Genomic DNA, 17,970 nt, shown 5'->3' with positions numbered 1-17,970 from the left:
AATGCAGCGTTTCTTTTGTAGCGTTTGTAGTTGAAGCCGCCAGGGCACTGGCGATCAACCATTTTGACGACCGTAGCCCATGATGGTGTAGTCAAGGGTGTGGGTCACGCCAGCGTGGTCTACATAAACCATGGTGGATTGCACCGGACCATCAACTTTCTGTGGGTCTTGGGCGTTTTTGATGCTGACCACTTTAGCAACGTCGATGCCTTTGTGACGGTTGTACTGTTCAACCTGGGACAGAGGCTGTTGTTGGGTGGCTGGCAGTTCGCTGGCTGCGGCAAATGCACTGACAAGGGACAGGGCGGCGAAGGCTAATACTTTCATGGTGATTCTCCAGAAGTTCATTAAGTAGTGAGTGAGCAAAGCGCTTGTCGTTTGCTTCTGGGGCCATTCTGTGCGTCATCGGCGCAGATGATAAATACTTAAAATCGATAAAGCCCATCACCGACATCGATGGCCAAGTTGATTGGATCATTTCCGGTAATGGATCTTTGCAGTTTGTGCTAATAAGCAGTTATTGAAGGCTGAAGAAGTGTCGTCGACCCACACCCTCTCGGTGCAGCCTTCACCCGCCCTGCACTTTCCTGGAGCGCGTCGCAATGTCACGCAGCTTTTAACAGGCCCGTTAACTGCCTTTATAAAATATTTCATCGTTACCAAACATTTCCGATGATGAACGTACTACCATTCGTCCGCTGACTCGTCCCGATCCCACGATGTCCGAGCAGACCTCTATAAAGCGCTGGCCACTGGCACGGCGCTATTTTTAAAACAAACCGAAGCCTTGATGCCGCCTCACGAGCCTGCTCGTGAAGCCGTGCGTCAACCGTGATGACCGTCTGAGGTTGCGATGCAGAAATTGATGATTAACGGCCAGGAGCACGACCTGGATGTCGCCGACGACATGCCATTGTTGTGGGCCCTGCGTGACGTGCTGGGCCTGACCGGCACCAAGTACGGCTGCGGCATTGCCCAGTGCGGCGTGTGCACCGTACACCTGGACGGCCAGGCCGTGCGCTCCTGCGTACTGCCGGTCAGCGCGGTGGCGGGCCGCAAGGTCACGACCATCGAAGCGGTCGGCGAGCAGCCTGTGGGTCAGGCGGTGCAGAAAGCCTGGCTGGAGCATGAAGTCGTGCAGTGCGGCTATTGCCAGTCGGGGCAGATCATGTCTGCCGTCGCGCTGTTGCAGGAACACCCCAAGGCCAACGACGAGCAGATCGTCAACGCCATGTCGGGCAACCTCTGCCGCTGCGCTACTTACACCCGCATTCGCGCCGCCATCAAAAGCGTCAGCCAGGCCTGAAGGAAGTCATCATGTCCGAATCACAATCACCTGCCGCGATGCTCTCGCGCCGCGGGCTGCTCAAAGGTAGCGCCCTGCTGGGCGGGCTGGTCATTGGCACCTACCTGCCGGCGACGATCACCCGCAGCTTCGCCGCCGATACGGTCAAGGGCGCCAGCCTGGGCGACAACGCCGAGCAAGGCTACGGCGCATTCGTGCGCATCGACCACAGCGGCGCCGTCACCCTGATTTCGCCGAAGATCGAGATGGGCCAGGGCGTGCAGACCGGCATCGCGATGATGGTCGCCGAAGAGCTCGAAGTGCCGCTGAGCCAGATCACCATCAGCGAAGCGCCACCCAACGCGACGCTCTACACCGACCCGCTGCTGAGCTTTCAGGCCACTGGCGGTTCAACCTCCACCCGCTACAGCTGGGAACCTTTGCGCAAGGCCGGCGCCGGTGCGCGCATCGTGCTGATCCAGGCAGCGGCCATGCGCTGGAAAGTCGCGCCGAGCCAATGCCATGCCGAGAATGGCCGGGTGATCGGTCCGAACGGTCAAAGTGCCGGTTACGGCGAACTGGTGGACGCCGCTGCGGCGCTGCCCCTGCCGAGCGACATTGCGCTCAAGCCGGTCAGCGAATTCAAGTTGCTGGGCAAACCGGTGCAGCGCCTTGACACACCTGGCAAAGTCAACGGCACCGCGAAATTCACCATCGACCTGAACGTGCCGGGGATGCTGATCGCCTCGACCCTCACCTGCCCTGTTCAGGGCGGCAAGCTGCGCGGCCTGAAGAATGAAGACGCTGCGCGCAAGGTGCCAGGCGTGCGCGATGTCGTTCGCCTGGACAACGCGGTGGCGGTGACGGCGAGCAATTTCTGGTCCTGCCAGCAAGCGCTCAAAGCCCTGGACATCGATTGGGACCTGGGCCCGCATGCAGGCCTGAATTCGGCACAACTGGACAAATCGCTGTTCGACGCCAGCGCCGGCGACGGCGTGTTCGCGCACCGATCCGGTGACATTGAAGGCGCGCTGAAAAGCGCCTCCAGCCGCTTTGAAGCCATCTACGAACAACCCTTTCTGTCCCACTCACCGCTGGAGCCGATGACCTGCGTCGCCCATGTGCGCGCCGACGCGTGCGAGCTCTGGGTCGGCTGCCAGGCGCCGGGCATGGCGCAAGCCGGCGCGGCCAAAGTCTGCGGCATGCCGGTGGAAAAGGTAATGATCCACAACCAGTTGATCGGCGGTGGTTTCGGCCGTCGTCTGGAGTCCGACTTCATCTTCCAGGCCGTGGATATCGCGCGCCAGTTGAGCTACCCGATCAAGCTGATCTGGAGCCGCGAAGAAGACATGACCCACGACCGTTATCGCCCGCAGTACGTCGATCGCTTGAATGCGGCGCTGGACAAGGACCTGCGTCCGGTAGGCTGGGAGCATCGCATTGCCGGCGCCTCGGTGGTCGCGGCCTACATCGGCGCACTGCCGGCGGACGGCGTCGATGGCGATGCCGTCGAGGTGGCAAAGGAGCCGATTTACACCCTGCCCAATCTGCAGGTGCGCTACATCCGTCACGACCCGGAGGTGATCCCGGTTTCGTGGTGGCGTGGCGTCGGACCGTTGCGCAGCACCTACGCCGTCGAGTGCTTCATCGACGAACTGGCGCACAACGCCAAGGCTGACCCGGTGAAGTACCGACTGGCGCTGATGCAGTCGCAACCACGTGCCCAGGCAGTGCTGACCAAGGCCGCGCAACTGGTGGAGTGGGACAAGCCGTTGCCGGCCGGTTCCGGTCGAGGCGTGGCGGTGACCGCGGTATTCGGCAGTTTCGTCGCGACCATCGTCGAGCTGGAGAAGCAAGGCGACAAGGGCTTGCGCATCAAACGGCTGCTCACGGTCATCGACTGCGGCTTCGCCAACAACCCCAGGTCCGTGGCGTCGCAGATGGAAGGCGGCACGCTGTTTGGACTGTCGGCCGCGCTGTTCAACGAAATCCTCGTCGAGAACGGCCAGGTTCAGCAGACCAACTTCCACGAGTATCGGCAGATCCGCATGAGCGACGCGCCACCGGTGGAGGTGCACATCGTTGACAGCGTTGAAACGCCTGGCGGTGTCGGTGAGACCGGTGCAGTGCCCGCTGCGGCCGCACTGGTCAACGCTGTGTACGCCGCGACCGGTGTGCGCGAGCGTCGTTTGCCGTTGAGCCGTTTTGGCTATTTCACTGTTTGAGGAGCGCGTCATGAAAGTTTTCTACACTGCGCTCGGACTCGTGGCCGGTTGCCTGGCCAGCAGCGTTTACGCAAGCGACACCCCGGCGATGAGCAAGGGCGAATACCTGACCCGCGCCGCTGACTGCGTGGCTTGCCACGTGGTGCCGGGCGGCAAACCGTACGCCGGTGGGCTGGAATTCAAGTTGCCATTCGGCAGCCTGTATTCGCCCAACATCACCCCGGACAAAGAGACCGGCATCGGTAACTGGACCGACGACGAGTTTGTCGACGCTCTGCAGAAAGGTGTGGGCAAGGACGGCAAGCATTACTACCCGGCCTTCCCTTACACCTCGTACACGCTGATGTCCCGCGAAGACATCCTGGCGATCAAGGGGTATCTGTTCAGCCTCGAGCCGGTGAAGCAGATGCCGCCGGAGAACAAGATTTCGTTCCCGTTCAATCAGCGCTGGGGAATGATGTTCTGGAACGCGATTTTCGCCGGCAACGAACGCTTCGTCCCGGACAGCAAGCAATCTGCTGAATGGAATCGTGGCGCGTATCTGGTGCAGGGCCCGGGTCATTGTGGCGAATGCCACACGCCGCGCAACATCTTCCAGGCGATGAGTTCCGGCAACACGCTGGCGGGCGCAGAGCTGGGCAACTGGATGGCGTACAACATCAGCTCCGACGCCACGTACGGCATCGGCGCATGGCCGGAAGACGCCATCGTCAGCTACCTGTCCAAGGGCTACGCGGCCGGTTTCGGCGGCGCGGGCGGGCCGATGGGAGACGCGGTCGAGCACAGCCTGCGCTACCTGGAGCCGGCCGACCTGAAAGCCATCGCGGTGTACCTCAAGAGCACGCCAGCACGCAGCGAAGGCATAGCTCGCCCATCCATGGCGGCCAACGACGGCGCGCTGCAAAAAGGTCTTGGCCAAAAACTGTTCAACGACACCTGCGTGGCCTGCCACCAGCTCGACGGCAGCGGGCGGCAATCACCGGCGGGTGGGCTGGCTGGCCTGAAAACCGTCAACGATCCGAAAGGCCGGAACCTGATGGCGACCCTGCTGGAAGGTCACACGCCAACGGCGGCACGCGTTGACCAGCGCATGCCCGACTTCGCCCGCAGCTACAGCGATGCTGAACTGGCCGCCGTGAGCACCTTCGTGCTGCGACGGTTTGGTCAGAGCAACGGCGAGATCAAAGCAGAAGACGTGGCGAAAAACCGCGCCGGCGCGTTGCACTGATGCGGCGGGAGGCTGCTGATTCCCGATGAATCAGCAGCGCTCCAACACCCTTCGGCGGTTCAGGGCTTCAGTACCTGCGCCGCCACCGCTGCCTTGTCGATCACCGACGCTACATCGACGATGCGCCCCGCCTCAAACGTGTAGAACACGTTCTCCGTAAACTTCACCCGCCTCCCGTTCACCGGCACCTCGAACAGCTCGCCCGTCGGCGTGCAATCGAACGTCAGCCGCGCGGCGATGTGCGGTGGCTCGGCGATCAGTTGAGCGATGACGAAGTGCAGATCAGGAATGGCGCAAAAATCCCGTTCAAGCATTTGCCGGTACCCCGCCAGACCGACGCGCTCCCCGTTGTAGCGCACGTCGTCGCCCACAAAATCCCCCAAAGCCTCCCAGTCCTGGCGATTGAGACAGGCGATGTAAGCGGCGTAGGTGTCTTTAAGCGTCTGGCTGTGCATGGTGTCTCCCGGGTGGTATGGGTTCTATTCAAACGCCGCCGTGATCTTCATCTGCTCGAACAGCTCTACCAGCCAATCGATGAACACCCTGACGCGATGGTTAAGGTAGCGGTTGGGGGCGTACACCACATTCAGAGGGTAGCCGGCCGGTCGCCAGTCTTCGAGCACAGGCACCAGCGCCCCCGTGCGCAAGTGTTCGGCGACAATGAAATGGAACGTGTGGATGATGCCGAGCCCTGCCAGGCCAGCCGCCATGTGCGCATTGCTTTCGTTGACGTCGAATATCCCGCCGCCGGAGATTTCCAGCCGGTCGTCACCCTTGCTGAACCGCGCCGGGAGGATGCGCCCGGTGCGCGCGGACAGGTAATTGACGACGGGAAACTCGTCCATCAGCTGGCGAGGGTGAGTGGGTATGCCAAAGCGCTGCAGGTACGTCGGCGACGCGCAGGTGCTCCAGCGTGCGTGACCCAGGGAGCGTGCGGCCAGCGAGATATCACCCAGCTCGCCGCCTCGAATGCTGCAATCGACGTTATCGGTGATCAGGTCAATGGGCCGGTCCGTGACGCTGACTTCGATCTTGATATCGGGGTAGCGGGCGTAGAACAGCGGGAGCGCCGGGATGATCAATTCGGTGGCGACCGAGGAGCCGATGTCGACCTTCAAACGGCCACGCGGGCTGAGCTGAGCCGCACGAAAACTGCCGTCGACTTCTTCCAGATCCCGGAGCAACCGGGCCGTTTGCTCGTAGTACGCCGCGCCTTCGGCCGTGACAGCAACCGTGCGTGTGGTGCGCTGCAGCAACTGGACGTTCAGGTACGCCTCCAGCTCCCGGACCAGCTTGCTGACGGTGGTAGTGGGCATGACCAGAGAATCCGCCGCTTTGGTAAACGAGCCCGCTTCAACGACACGGGCGAACGAGCGGATGGCAAGCAATTGATCCAAGGTGACTCTCCGATGCAGGTACGACCACGCCGAGCTTTGTGCACGAACATGCACAATGTAGGTGGTAAATCGCTATTTTTCATCAAATGCCGTGCGCCTACAGTGGCTTCACCGGCCCAAACGGGCCCACTTACTGAACCGGAGCACAGGAAATGGCTGACAAATTAGCAGGCAAAATCGCACTGATCACCGGCGCCACCAGCGGCATTGGCCTGGCTTCCGCCAAAGCATTCGCGGCTCAAGGCGCCAGCGTATTCATCACCGGTCGCCGCCAGGCAGAACTGGACGCGGCGGTGGCTGCCATCGGCAGCGCGGCGACTGGCATTCAGGGCGATATCGCCAAAGCCGAGGACCTGGACCGAATCTACGCGCAGATCAAAAGCCAGGCCGGGCACCTCGACATTCTCTTCGCCAATGCCGGCGGCGGCGACATGATGCCGTTGGACGCGATCACCGAAGAGCACTTCGATCGCATCTTCGGGATCAACGTCAGGGGCACGCTGTTCACGGTGCAGAAAGCCCTGCCGCTGCTCAAGGACGGCAGTTCGATCATCCTTACCGGCTCGACCACGTCGGTACAGGGCACCGCGAATTTCAGTGTGTACAGCGCCAGCAAAGCGGCCGTTCGCAACTTCGCCCGGTCGTGGCTGCTGGACCTGCAACCGCGCAACATCCGCGTCAACGTCATCAGCCCCGGCCCTGTGCGCACGGCGGGCCTCGGTGACCTGGTCCCGGCCGAACAGACCCAGGGCCTGCTCGACCACCTCGCCTCGCTGGTGCCCATCAAACGCCTCGGCGAGCCAGAAGAAATCGCCAAAGTCGCCGTGTTTCTGGGTTCCGATGACAGCACATTTATCAACGGTATCGAGCTGTTCGTGGATGGCGGGATTGCCCAGATCTGACGACGCGATGACGTCATTCAGTGGAAGCCTGTTGGTTCTGCTGGATGGACGCGATGCTTTTAGTGGGACTGGCTTCAGCCGGGAAGAGGTCGGTGTGAACACCATGAATCTTGCGGTGTGACAACTGACGCCTTCCCGGCTAATGCCGGTCCCACAAGGTGGGCTGCGGTGGGTCAGTTCAATTGGGCAACATTAGTCCCATTGGGTTGGCTGCGGTGGGTCAGTTCAATTCGGGCAACAGTTAGTCCCACCGGATCGACGCGATGCTGTTAGTGGGACCGGCTTTAGCCGGGAAGAGGTCGGTGTGAACACCATGAATCTTGCGGTGTGACAACTGACGCCTTCCCGGCTAAAGCCGGTCCCACAAGGTGGGCTGCGGTGGGTCAGTTCAATTCGGGCAAATGTGAGTCCTGCTGAATGCACGCAACGCTTTTAGTAGGACTGGCTTCAGCCGGGAAGAGGTCGGTGTGAACACCATGAATCTTGCGGTGTGACAACTGACGCCTTCCCGGCTGAAGCCGGTCCTACAAGATGGGCTGCGGTGGGTCAGTTCAATTGGGCAACTGTTAGTCCTAGTGATGGACGCGATGCTGTTAGTGGGACCGGCTTCAGCCGGGAAGAGGTCGGTGTGAACACCATGAATCTTGCGGTGTGACCACCTACGCCTTCCCGGCTGAAGCCGGTCCCACAGGGATGGTTGCGGCGTGCCAGTTTAAATGGAGTAGACCGGGCTGGATCGACGCGATGCTTTTAGTGGGACTGGCTTTAGCCGGGAAGTGCTAGGTTATTCGGCACTGACTTTATCGAGGCGCACTCATGTCCACGCACCCTCCTTTCTCCGGCGCGAAGGTCGCCCTTCTGTGCAACGGCACGCTGCTCACCTATCAGCGCGATGACAAGCCGGACATCCCTTGGCCGAATTTGTGGGACCTGCCCGGTGGCGGGCGCGAGGGCGAAGAGACGCCGGAGGAATGCGCCGAGCGGGAAACGCTGGAAGAGTTTGGCATCGTCCTCGACCCTGCCTGGTTCGTTTACAAGCGGGTCTATCCGGGTCAAGGCCATGGCGGTCTCGACACCTGGTTTTTCGTCGCTCAAGTGCCCGAAGGATTATTCGATCAGGTGGTGTTTGGCGACGAAGGCCAGCGCTGGCAGGTGATGACGGTCGAAGCGTTTCTCGCCATGGACAACGCGGTAGACCGTCTGCAACACCGTTTGCGCGAGTTCCTCGCTAGGCGGTGACAGGACGGAACCAGCTGGAAATGCTCGGCGAAGCGCACCCAGTTCGAGACAAATTGACGCAGGACGCTGGTTTTTTTGCTATCGTCACCACGTTAACCAACCGGTTAATTAAGGATGCACGACGCCGCACGAGCCTCATTCGGCAGCAATTATCACGCGCCTCCCTTAGTTGATCAGTCGCCTTCACCCTCACATCGCGTCAGCAGGAATGCCTCATGAATCACTCACAACCTTCGGCAGCCGTCAGCCGCTGGCCCATTTGGGTCGTCGCGCTGGGCGTGCTGGTTTTCGGATTACTCTTCGCCGCGGGCGGCGGTTACCTCGTCACACTGGGCGGCAGCTTCTACTTCCTGCTGGCCGGGCTGGGCTTGATTGTCTCCGCCCTCCTCCTGTTCCGGCAGCGCCTGTCAGGCGTGTGGCTGTTCGCAGCGGTGATGCTGCTGACGCTGGTCTGGGCGCTGGTGGACGCAGGGATGGTCTTCTGGCCCTTGGTTTCCCGGCTGTTTGCGCTGGGCGTACTGAGTGTGCTGGTCGCCCTCGTCTACCCTTCCCTGCGCAAGGCCAACGGGCGTCCAGCGGGTCGCGGCGGCTACGTCGTGGCCGGCGTGCTGGTGATTGCCATGGTGGCCGGATTCTGGGGCATGTTTCAGCCCCATGCCTCGGTGTCGCCGACCGGCGATGGCCCGGCGATGACCAAGGTCGACCCTGCCCAGGCCCAGAAAGACTGGGCGCATTACGGCAACGATGAGGGCGGCAGCCGATTCGCTGCGCTGGACCAGATCAACCGTGACAACGTCAGCCAACTGGTACCGGCCTGGACTTACCACACCGGTGACGTCGCGGTCAGTGACGGCAACGGCGCCGAAGACCAGATGACCCCGCTGCAGGTCGGCGACAAGGTGTTTATCTGCACGCCGCACAACAACGTCATTGCGCTGGACGCCGACACCGGCAAGCAGCTGTGGAAAAACGAGATCAACGCGCAGTCTGCCGTGTGGCAGCGCTGCCGTGGGCTAGCCTACTTCGACGCCAGCGCCGCGGTCGCGCAACCGAATGACGGCAGCACGCCTGCGACACCGGTCGCGGTGCCTGCCGGTGCCAACTGCCAGCGGCGTCTGCTGACCAACACCATCGACGCGCGGCTGATTGCCGTGGACGCTGACACCGGCGAGTTCTGCCAGGGCTTTGGCAACAACGGACAGGTCGATCTCAAAGCCGGGCTGGGCAACGTGCCCGATTCCTACTATCAGCTGTCATCGGCCCCGCTGATGGCCGGGACCACCGTGGTGGTGGGCGGTCGCGTGGCCGACAACGTCCAGGCCGACATGCCGGGTGGCGTGATCCGTGGCTTTGACGTGATCAGCGGGCAGATGCGCTGGGCGTTCGATCCGGGCAATCCCGAAGACAGACAGGCGCCGTCCGCTGACAAGACCTATGTGCGCAGCACGCCGAACAGCTGGGCGCCGATGTCCTACGACCCGGCGATGAACACGCTGTTCCTGCCGATGGGCAGTGCGTCCACCGACATTTATGGCGTCAAACGCACCGAGCTCGACCATACCTATGGCGCCTCGGTACTGGCATTGAACGCCACCACCGGCGTGCAGAAATGGGTCTATCAGACGGTCCATAACGACCTTTGGGATTTCGACCTGCCGATGCAGCCGAGCCTGATCGACTTCGCCAAGCCTGATGGCAGCACAGTGCCGGCGCTGGTCATCGGGACCAAGGCCGGACAGATTTTCGTCCTTGATCGCCACACGGGCGAGCCGTTGACGGAGGTCAAGGAAGTCCCGGTCAAGGCGGCGAACATCCCCAACGAGCCGTACTCGCCGACTCAGCCGAAGTCGGTGGGCATGCCGCAGATCGGCGCGCAAACGCTGACTGAATCGGACATGTGGGGCGCCACGCCCTTCGACCAGTTGCTGTGCCGGATCTCGTTCAAGAAGATGCGCTACGACGGCCTGTTCACCGCGCCGGGCACCGATGTGTCGTTGAGTTTTCCGGGCTCGCTGGGCGGGATGAACTGGGGCAGCCTGTCCACCGATCCGGTCCACGGGTTCATTTTCGTCAATGACATGCGCCTGGGTCTGTGGATTCAGATGGTGCCGCAGCTCAAAGACGCCATCGCGGCATCCGGCGGTGAAGCGTTGAACACGGGCATGGGCGCTGTGCCACTGAAAGGCACGCCTTACGCGGTGAACAAAAACCGCTTCCTGTCGGTCGCGGGCATTCCCTGCCAGGCGCCGCCGTTCGGCACGCTGACGGCCATCGACATGAAGACCCGCAAGATTGCATGGCAAGTGCCGGTCGGCACCGTTCAGGACACCGGCCCCCTGGGCATCAAAATGCACCTGCCGTTGCCGATCGGCATGCCAACCCTGGGCGGGACGCTGTCGACCCAGGGCGGGTTGGTGTTCATCGCCGGCACGCAGGATTACTACCTGCGCGCATTCAACAGCGCCGACGGTAAAGAGGCCTGGAAAGCCCGTTTGCCCGTCGGCAGTCAAGGCGGTCCGATGACCTATGTGTCGCCGAAGACCGGCAAGCAATACATCGTCATTACCGCCGGCGGCGCGCGCCAGTCTAAAGATCGGGGCGACTACGTCATCGCCTACGCATTGCCCGACGGCCAGTAACCGCCGCATAAAAAAACCGCTGACGCCTGTAAGGGCGCAGCGGTTTTTTGTTGGATCGGTGTGTACGAAGATCAGTTACTCGCCATTTCCGCCGACGTGCCGGTGGTCACCAGCGCTTTGAGAGACGCATCGAACTGCTTCAGGGCATTGACCTGCAGGTCGCGTTGCTGATTGATCTGCGCGGCGATCTCCGGGGCGGCCTTGCCCTTGACCCAGACTGAAGTCAGCTCTTTGGCACCCAGGCCTTCGGCCTTGCCGATGTACTGCAGGTTCGAATCGTAGAATTTGGCAATGAACCGCGCTTCTACCTGCGAGTTACGCTGGGACACCAGGCGGCTGTAGGTGTCGAGCATCACCACCACATCAGGCCGGGCCTGCATCAGCGCGTCGAGGTTGTCGTAAACGGTCACCGAGGCGAACTGCTTCTGCAACGACCCTTTCAGCCAGTCCATCGCCAGCTTTGGATCGGAGCTGCTGACGAACGCGTCGCGGATGCGTGAGTCCAGCGCGCCGTTCTTGACGCCCTTGACCGCGACTGCGTGATAACGCTCAAGGTATTCGAGGGTACTGATGGTGTTCTCGCTGTAGAGCACGCCAACGCTTTGAGAAGACTGGAGCGCCACACGGCTCTCAACCACCGGCAGCAGATGACACGCCTCGGCATCCGCCGCAGAAACGCTGCCCGCTGCAACAGCAGAACCCGACGCGACGAAACCGCTGGACAGCACGGCGACAAGGGTCAGCAGGGTTGAGATCTTCATCGCGTGGTGTCCTTCTAAAGCAAGTTCGGTATGGGGGACATCCTCCTCTTTTCAGAAAAAAAGAGAACGTGCCAACCGTGATGGTCACTATCGATTTCAAGAATGGTAGATGCCGTGAGAAACACTGTTACCCATGCTTCAACAAAGCCCGCTGCCGCTCTTTCCGTTCGCCCGGTTTAATACAGGTAGCGGCCGACCGCGTGACGGACGGCTTGCAACGCAACGCGCAAATCATCAAGACCGACAGAGCCGAGCGCCAGGCGTATCCCGTGGGGGACAATGCCCGAAGTGGCGAAGGGCTCGGCTGTGGATACCGCAACCTTTTTCGTCAGCAGCTCCATGACCACCTGATCAGCCCTGGCGTCCTCCGGCAGCTGCACCCACATAAAGTAGGACGCCGGGTGACTGATGACGTTCAAACCGTTTAGCAGCTCCCGGGCGAGCGTCTGTCGGAAACACGCGTCGTGGCGTTTCTCGGCCTCAAGGCGGGCGACGGTGCCGTCCTCGATCCAGCCGCAGACCAGTGATGTCATCACCCCCGGCGTGTTCCAGACCGTCGCCCGGATCGCTTGTTCGATGGCAGCCATTCCTTTCAGCGGCGCGACGACATACCCCACGCGCAGCCCGGTGGCGATGTTTTTCGAAAACCCCGAGACGTAGACGGTCAGTTCCGGCGCCAGGGCTTTCAAGGGCGGGGGCGGCTCGTCGGCCAGAAAGGCATAAGCCGCGTCTTCGATCAGCAACAACCCGTACTGCCGGGCGATGCGCACCAGATGCTCGCGCCACGCCAGATCCATGACCCAGCCCATGGGGTTGTGCAGGGTCGGCATCGTGTAGACCGCCTTGATCCGCCGCTGCTGACACAGCCGTTCAAGGGCATTGAGATCAGGGCCTTCGCCGGTAAAGGGAATCGCGACCCGCTCCAGTCGGTGCGCGTCGGCCAGCACCTTGAAGCCCGAATACGTGAGCGCATCCACCACCACGACATCGCCCGGCTTGAGCAACGCCATCACCGTGACCGCCAGGCCATGCTGCGCGCCACTGACGATCGCTACCTCTTCGGCCTGGACGGTCAATCCCCGGGCGCCAAGGTGTCGGGCAATGCATGCGCGCTCATGATTCCTGCCGGCATGGGGCTGGTAGCGCAGCAAAGCCTCCAGATCCCCGGACAATGCCAACTGACGAAGGCCGCTACGCAGCAACTCGGTCTGGCCCGGCAGTGTCGGGTAATTGAAATTAAGGTCCAGCACACCGGGCACACTGGTCTGTTGGTGAACACCGTGGCTGAGCGGCAGCGCGATTTCCCGGACGAAGGTGCCGCGCCCGGTCTCGCCGCTGACCAGGCCCATGGCGTCCAGTTCGGCGTAGACCCGGGACGCCGTGACCAGCGCCAGGCCTTCGGCGGCTGCCAGTTGACGATGGGTCGGCAGCCGGGTGCCGGGCGCTAACTCACCGCTGGCAATCTGCGCGGCGAATCGATCAACGACGCTTTTGTACCGGGAACGCGGCATCGGCTGTATCCATGACAATTTTTTGATTGTGCTGATTCTGACCTTTAGGCTGCTTCTGCGGCAAGCCGTGATCCTGTTGCAAACCCATCGCAAATCCATCGCAAACCGACAGCCCCGACAGCAGCCTCACGCCTGGCCCTCACGAGTACGACTCCCATGGAAGTGACTTCAAAGACCCAGCCCCTGAAAGCAAAGCCCTCCCATGCCGGATGGCTGAACGGGCTGATCGGCGTGATCATCTTCAGTGGCTCATTGCCGGCCACGCGCATTGCCGTGCTGGAGTTCACCCCGCTGTTTCTGACCGTCGCCAGAGCGTCCATTGCCGGTACGGTCGCCCTCTGCCTGCTGCTCGTGTTGCGAGAAAAGCGCCCGCAACGCACTCAATTGTTTCCGCTGCTGATCGTCGCAGGGGGCGTGGTGGTCGGGTTCCCGTTGCTCACGGCGCTGGCCTTGCAGTACGTCACCTCGGCGCACTCCATTGTCTTTGTCGGCCTGTTGCCGTTGGCGACCGCTGTATTCGCCGTGCTGCGCGGCGGTGAGCGGCCACGACCGGTGTTCTGGCTATTCTCGTTGCTGGGCAGTGCGCTGGTGGTGGGGTTCGCCTGCGCTCAGGGCCTGTCGGCTTCGCCGGCGGGCGATTTGATGATGTTGCTGGCGATGATCGTTTGCGGTCTGGGTTACGCCGAAGGGGCCACACTGTCCCGGACCCTGGGCGGCTGGCAGGTCATTTGCTGGGCGCTGGTGCTGGCGTTGCCGTTCATGCTGATGCTGACCGTGTTCGGTGCGCCATCATCGCTGTCGTCCATTAGCCCGCAGGCCTGGCTAAGCCTGGGCTATGTGTCGCTGTTCAGCATGCTGATCGGCTTCGTGTTCTGGTACCGCGGTCTGGCCCAGGGCGGGATCGCTGCGGTGGGACAGCTGCAACTGCTGCAGCCTTTTTTCGGCTTGGCCCTCGCCGCGACCCTGCTGCATGAACACGTCAGCAGCGGCATGCTGGTCGTGACCGTCGGCGTCATCCTGTGCGTCGCCGGGGCGCGCCGATTTTCACGCTAGCGGCACGCCGACTTACGCCATGGCCGCCACGGCCCGGATCACCGACCACTGCGCCCGCCTGGCCGACCCTGTATATTGCGCCCCATCAGAGCGCGTCCAACACGCTCCACCCCGCGCTCTACCCGGATTAGCAGGAAGTCAGCCAACGTTATGAGTGTGAAGGATTCAGACAAGCCCGCTGCCGTTCCGCGCATGGCCGATGTCGCCAGGCTGGCGGGGGTGTCGAAGATGACCGTGTCGCGGGTGTTGGCCGGACGCGACGTTTCCCCGCCAACCACCCGGCGCGTGCAGGCCGCCATCGACAGCCTCGGTTATGTGCCGGACGCCTCGGCCGGCGCGCTGTCCAGCGGTCGTTCCGAATTCGTCGTTGCACTGGTGCCTTCGCTGGTCAGTTCCAACTTCGCCGATACCGTTCGCGGCTTGAACGACGTGCTCGGTAAACACGGCTTGTGCCTGTTGCTCGGCGACACCGACTATCACCTCGACGAAGAAGCCCTGCTGGTGCGCACGCTGCTGCGGCACCGGCCGCTGGGCATCATGCTCACCGGCAGCTCCCACCTGGAGAGCACACGGCAGATGCTGTTGCAGTCCCAGGTCCCGGTCGTGGAAACCTGGGAAGTACCTGATGATCCGATCGAGCAATCGGTCGGGTTTTCCAACGCCGAGGCCGCCGCAAGCATGGTTCGCCATTTGCACGACAAGGGCTACCGGCGCATTGCGTTTATCGGCGGCGCGTCGGTGCTGGATGATCGCGGCCGGCAGCGCCAGCGCGGCTATCTACAGGCGCTCGAAGCGCTGGATCTGCTGCCGCGGCTGATCGAGCACGGCGAGTCGCCGATCACCATGAGCCATGGCGGCGAATCAATGGGCCTGCTGTTGCAGCAGTGGCCGGACACCGACGCGGTGATGTGCGTGAGTGATCTGTCCGCCTTCGGCGCAATCATGGAATGCCACCGTCGCGGGCTGAAAGTGCCGGACGACATAGCCGTGGCGGGTTTCGGGGATTTTGAGGTGTCCCGTTATTGCACGCCGACCATCACCACCATCGCCGTGGACCCTTACGAGATAGGCCGGCGGGCGGGTGAGTTGCTGGTGGCTGCCGCGAAAGACCGACGCGAAGGTCAGCCCAAGTGTGTGCAGAAGGTCGAGACGGCGTATCGGATTCTGTCGCGTGAAAGCACGTGACAGCGCCTGATTGCCCAGGCGCTCGCGGCTGAACGCAAGATGCCGGTGATCATCACCGGCATCCTGGGTTTCTTACCGAGGTATCACTTGGCCTGACTGACGCGCCAGACTTTGTTACCCACATCGTCCGCGACCAACAGCGCGCCCTGCTTGTCCAGGATCACACCGACCGGACGGCCCTGGGCGTCGCCGTCCGCGTTGAGGAAGCCAGTCAGAAAATCTACCGGCATGCCGGCAGGACGACCGTCCTTGAAGCCCACGAACACCACTTTATAGCCCGCCTGCGGGTTGCGGTTCCACGAGCCATGCTCGCCGACAAACACGCCGTCAGCGAAATTGGCCGGCATGCCGCGCGGGTCCGACCAGGTCAGGCCCAGAGGCGCAACGTGGGTGCCCAGCGCGTAATCCGGCGCGATGGCCTTGGCGACCATGTCCGGACGCGGCGGCTGCAAACGGCTGTCGACGTGGTTGCCGTAGTAACTCCACGGCCAGCCATAGAACGCTCCATCTTTCACCGAGGTCAGGTAATCGGGCACGAGGTCGCTGCCGATTTCGTCACGCTCGTTGACCACCGTCCACAGCTCGTTGCTGCCCGGCTTCCACGCCAGCCCGTTGGGGTTGCGCAGGCCGCTGGCGAACAGACGTTTCTGCCCGGTCTTGACATCGACTTCCCACACCGCCGCACGGCCCTCTTCGGCTTCCAGCCCGTTCTCGGCCACGTTGCTGTTCGAGCCGACGGTCACGTACAGCTTGGTGCCTTCGCGGTTGGCGATGATGTTCTTGGTCCAGTGATGGTTGATGCCCGCCGGCAGGTCGGTCACTTTCACCGGCTTGGCGGTGCTTTCGGTTTGCCCGTCGTTGTAGGGGACTTTGACCACGGCGTCGGCGTTGGCGATGAACAGCTCATTGCCTACCAGCACCATGCCGAACGGCGACGTCAGGCCGCTGATGAATACCTTCTTCATTTCCGCGCGGCCATCGCCGTCGGCATCGCGCAGGATGCTGATGCGGTTGGCGCTTTCGGCTTCGGCACCGACCCGGCTCATGACGATCCCGGTGGCGGTGCGCTTGATCCACGCCATTACTCCCGGGCCGCCGTCCTTCGCCCCTTCAGGCTTTGGCGGCTTGTTGCTTTCGGCAACCAGGATGTCGCCGTTGGGCAGGCTGTAGAGCCAACGCGGGTGATCGAGGTTCTCCGCCAGCGCACTGACCTTGAAGCCCTCGGCCGCCTTGGGCGTGTTGGCGCCACTCCAGCCCACGGCTTTGGAGACCTTGACCGTCGGGATCAGCGAACTGTTGGGCTCGGGCAGTTGAGGCTGCGGACCTACGCCGGCCTGGAACGGCAGCTTGGCGGTTTCACCGCAGGCGCTGAGCATTGCAGCAGCGGTCATCAGCAGTGCAAATCGGTGCATTGCAATCATCGTTCAACCTCGCGACGGCCATCCGTGGGCCATATTGTTAGAAAGAAGCTTTGGGAAGCAAAAGCGTCGAGCCGTAAAGCGTGCAGAACAAACCGCCCGGAAACACACAGGCTGGCCAGTATCGCCGTGTCGACCGATAACAAACAGCGCATGGGACGCAAATGACATTTGCCGTTCAGGCATTGATAAAACGACCACGGCGCGACCGTCTCGGTTCAATAATCAGCGACGGCGCGCCCCTGCTGGTCGCCGGGGTTAGCCATGCTATGGGGTTTTTCGCGATACGCTGCCCTCCCGTCACCCAGAGCCAGATCCGATGACCCGCCCAGAGTTTGCTGTGGATGTTGAGGCGATCCATGCGATCCCGGCCGTGCCTGTCATTCTGAGCATGGTCAAGCACATGACCGGCATGCGCTTTGCCGCCATCGCCCGGGTCACGGAAAGCCACTGGGTGGCGTGCGCCGTCGATGACTCGATCAACTTCGGCCTCAAGCCGGGCGGTGAACTGGTGCTGGAAACGACCATCTGCCACGAGATCCGCCAGCATCACCAGCCCGTGGTCTTCGGCCACGCCAGCGCCGATCCGCACTTTGCCAGCCATCACACCCCCCTCACCTACGGGCTGGAAAGCTACATCTCGATCCCCATCGTTCTGGCCGACGACCGCTTCTTCGGCACGCTGTGTGCGATCGATTCGGTGCCGGCCGATCTGACTGATCCCGCCATCGTCAAGACGTTGACCTTCTTCGCGCAGCTGATCGCCTTGAGCCTGGACGCCCAAAGCCACCTGGACACTGCCCGCGCCGAATTGACCGATGCCAACGAAAACGGCCGCCTGCGCGAACAGTTCATGGCGGTGCTGGGCCACGACCTGCGCACGCCGTTGAGTGCGATACGCATGAGCGCTGACCTGCTGGCCACCAAAACCGCCTGAGCGCACACTGCAGGGCCCCGGCGCGCGCAGCCTATGACGCGCGCGCACTGCTTATTCGCTGTTAACCATCTTCCTGAAGAGAGGACCGGACATGCTTCTGCACCATTGCACATGGATCGAAATCGAACAGTTCCTCAAGCGCAGCCGCACCATCGTTGTGCCGATTGGCTCCAACGAACAGCATGGCCCC

Annotated in this window: 16 protein-coding genes; 10 read left to right on the top strand and 6 right to left on the bottom strand. The window is 62.1% G+C overall.

From position 1 onward, the window contains the following. Window positions 1–54 precede the first annotated feature (54 nt). Complete coding sequence (locus VF672_RS18795) at window positions 55–327, bottom strand: DUF2790 domain-containing protein (RefSeq protein ID WP_331106057.1); 273 nt, start codon at window positions 325–327, stop codon at window positions 55–57. 526 nt (window positions 328–853) lie between these two features. Here VF672_RS18795 and VF672_RS18790 point away from each other — a divergent pair. Genes VF672_RS18790 through VF672_RS18780 form a run of 3 tightly spaced genes read left to right on the top strand, consistent with a single transcriptional unit; the run spans window position 854 to window position 4,738 of the window. Beyond that, window positions 854–1,306, top strand: a complete 453-nt coding sequence (locus tag VF672_RS18790; protein WP_331106056.1) for a (2Fe-2S)-binding protein — start codon at window positions 854–856, stop codon at window positions 1,304–1,306. A gap of 11 nt (window positions 1,307–1,317) precedes the next feature. Beyond that, window positions 1,318–3,510, top strand: a complete 2,193-nt coding sequence (locus VF672_RS18785; RefSeq protein WP_331106055.1) for a xanthine dehydrogenase family protein molybdopterin-binding subunit — start codon at window positions 1,318–1,320, stop codon at window positions 3,508–3,510. A gap of 10 nt (window positions 3,511–3,520) precedes the next feature. Next, on the top strand, window positions 3,521–4,738 hold the full coding sequence (locus VF672_RS18780) for a c-type cytochrome (RefSeq protein WP_414705631.1): 1,218 nt from the start codon (window positions 3,521–3,523) through the stop codon (window positions 4,736–4,738). A gap of 59 nt (window positions 4,739–4,797) precedes the next feature. Here the strand turns inward: VF672_RS18780 and VF672_RS18775 are convergent, their stop codons facing one another. Together VF672_RS18775 and VF672_RS18770 are read right to left on the bottom strand one after the other, a co-directional pair. Then, complete coding sequence (locus VF672_RS18775) at window positions 4,798–5,193, bottom strand: ester cyclase (RefSeq protein ID WP_331106054.1); 396 nt, start codon at window positions 5,191–5,193, stop codon at window positions 4,798–4,800. A gap of 24 nt (window positions 5,194–5,217) precedes the next feature. After that, a complete protein-coding gene (locus tag VF672_RS18770) occupies window positions 5,218–6,135 on the bottom strand; it encodes a LysR family transcriptional regulator (protein ID WP_331106053.1) in 918 nt (305 codons plus the stop codon). A gap of 152 nt (window positions 6,136–6,287) precedes the next feature. On the opposite strand from VF672_RS18770, the gene VF672_RS18765 reads away from it, so the two are divergent. The 3 genes from VF672_RS18765 to VF672_RS18755 all read left to right on the top strand — a co-directional run bounded on the left by VF672_RS18765 (window position 6,288) and on the right by VF672_RS18755 (window position 10,915). After that, window positions 6,288–7,037, top strand: coding sequence for an SDR family NAD(P)-dependent oxidoreductase (locus VF672_RS18765; RefSeq protein WP_331106052.1), 750 nt, complete (start codon window positions 6,288–6,290; stop codon window positions 7,035–7,037). An 816-nt stretch (window positions 7,038–7,853) separates the two neighbouring features. Further along, the gene (locus VF672_RS18760; protein ID WP_331106051.1) at window positions 7,854–8,276 is read left to right on the top strand and encodes an NUDIX hydrolase; all 423 of its coding nucleotides are present in this window, start codon (window positions 7,854–7,856) and stop codon (window positions 8,274–8,276) included. Between the two features lie 215 nt (window positions 8,277–8,491). Continuing rightward, the gene (locus VF672_RS18755) at window positions 8,492–10,915 is read left to right on the top strand and encodes a glucose/quinate/shikimate family membrane-bound PQQ-dependent dehydrogenase (protein ID WP_331106050.1); all 2,424 of its coding nucleotides are present in this window, start codon (window positions 8,492–8,494) and stop codon (window positions 10,913–10,915) included. A 71-nt stretch (window positions 10,916–10,986) separates the two neighbouring features. Here the strand turns inward: VF672_RS18755 and VF672_RS18750 are convergent, their stop codons facing one another. Further along, complete coding sequence (locus tag VF672_RS18750; protein ID WP_331106049.1) at window positions 10,987–11,676, bottom strand: ATPase; 690 nt, start codon at window positions 11,674–11,676, stop codon at window positions 10,987–10,989. A 176-nt stretch (window positions 11,677–11,852) separates the two neighbouring features. After that, window positions 11,853–13,187, bottom strand: coding sequence for a PLP-dependent aminotransferase family protein (locus VF672_RS18745; RefSeq protein WP_331106048.1), 1,335 nt, complete (start codon window positions 13,185–13,187; stop codon window positions 11,853–11,855). Window positions 13,188–13,343: 156 nt separating this feature from the next. Here VF672_RS18745 and VF672_RS18740 point away from each other — a divergent pair, with 156 nt between their 5' ends. Together VF672_RS18740 and VF672_RS18735 are read left to right on the top strand one after the other, a co-directional pair. Beyond that, window positions 13,344–14,240, top strand: a complete 897-nt coding sequence (locus tag VF672_RS18740) for a DMT family transporter (protein ID WP_331106047.1) — start codon at window positions 13,344–13,346, stop codon at window positions 14,238–14,240. Window positions 14,241–14,390: 150 nt separating this feature from the next. Then, entirely contained in the window at window positions 14,391–15,425 is a 1,035-nt protein-coding gene (locus VF672_RS18735) for a LacI family DNA-binding transcriptional regulator (protein WP_331106046.1), read from the top strand. Window positions 15,426–15,508: 83 nt separating this feature from the next. Here the strand turns inward: VF672_RS18735 and VF672_RS18730 are convergent, their stop codons facing one another. Then, window positions 15,509–16,846, bottom strand: coding sequence for a sorbosone dehydrogenase family protein (locus VF672_RS18730; protein ID WP_331106045.1), 1,338 nt, complete (start codon window positions 16,844–16,846; stop codon window positions 15,509–15,511). Window positions 16,847–17,162: 316 nt separating this feature from the next. Here VF672_RS18730 and VF672_RS18725 point away from each other — a divergent pair, with 316 nt between their 5' ends. Together VF672_RS18725 and VF672_RS18720 are read left to right on the top strand one after the other, a co-directional pair. Continuing rightward, window positions 17,163–17,780: a GAF domain-containing protein gene (locus VF672_RS18725; RefSeq protein WP_331106044.1), complete on the top strand. Its 618-nt coding sequence runs from the start codon at window positions 17,163–17,165 to the stop codon at window positions 17,778–17,780. A gap of 91 nt (window positions 17,781–17,871) precedes the next feature. Continuing rightward, window positions 17,872–17,970, top strand: a 99-nt coding sequence (locus tag VF672_RS18720; protein ID WP_331106058.1) for a creatininase family protein, incomplete at its 3' end; no start/stop codon positions are given.

The organism is Pseudomonas sp. (assembly GCF_036387035.1).
Taxonomy (GTDB): domain Bacteria; phylum Pseudomonadota; class Gammaproteobacteria; order Pseudomonadales; family Pseudomonadaceae; genus Aquipseudomonas.
Note: the sequence above shows the minus strand (reverse complement) of the source record. Positions and strands in the feature narration are given on the sequence as shown.